The sequence below is a fragment of the Hydrotalea sp. genome, from assembly GCF_049968455.1.
GTDB lineage: Bacteria > Bacteroidota > Bacteroidia > Chitinophagales > Chitinophagaceae > Hydrotalea.
Genome location: NZ_JBMFQT010000056.1, coordinates 1 through 741, shown reverse-complemented (window position 1 = coordinate 741; position 741 = coordinate 1). Strand labels below are relative to the sequence as shown.

General features: G+C 23.5%; 1 protein-coding gene. It reads left to right on the top strand.

Annotation, left to right across the window (positions count from 1 at the left end):
* Window positions 1-20: 20 nt before the first annotated feature.
* The coding region (locus ACP5P5_RS13685) for a hypothetical protein (RefSeq protein WP_428286675.1) at window positions 21-741 on the top strand (721 nt) is incomplete at its 3' end.

The following is a 741-nucleotide window of genomic DNA, read 5'->3' as shown; positions in this document are numbered from 1 at the left end:
CTATAGCTAATAACATTAATTTGCAACTAAATAATTTTGTAAAAACAGAAAAAGGTGTAGTTGATCTTGCAAAACAGTTTGACAATTATGCTTCAGAACAAAAGAAATTAATAAATGTTGCTGTTGATATTAAAAAAGGTATAGAAACATTTACAAAACAAATTGATAAAACTGTTCAACTTATTCCAACTTTAAATGCAACAGTAGAATCAGTAAAAATACTTACTTATAAGCTAAATACTGCATTAAACAAATTTAATTTGAATTTATATGATATAATAGGTGCTATAAAATATAAAATATTTGAAAAGATTGATGAACATTTTGTAACAAATATAGGTGTTTTTCAATTACCTGCTACAAAGAGGTTATTTAAAGATATACAAACAGAAATTGCAAAAGAATTTAAAGTAGCACTAATACTTAATCAAAAACAATTTAAAGATCAGATTAAAGATGGTTTACAAATAACTGAAAAAACTATAAAAGATATTGTTGAAAATGATAATTTAGACGATTTTCAAAAAGCAGCAATTAAAAAATTGGATCAACTTGCTTATGCTACAGAAAGAAAATTCTTTGATGGTAAAGATTGGCATACTGCAACATTTGAATTACTCTTTAGTATAAATAAAATACTTGTTGAAATGCTACTTTCAACACAAAATTTTAGTCAAATACAAAATACAAAATTATCTGAAATGTCATCATCTAATCAAAAAATTAGTTATATGCTAATTG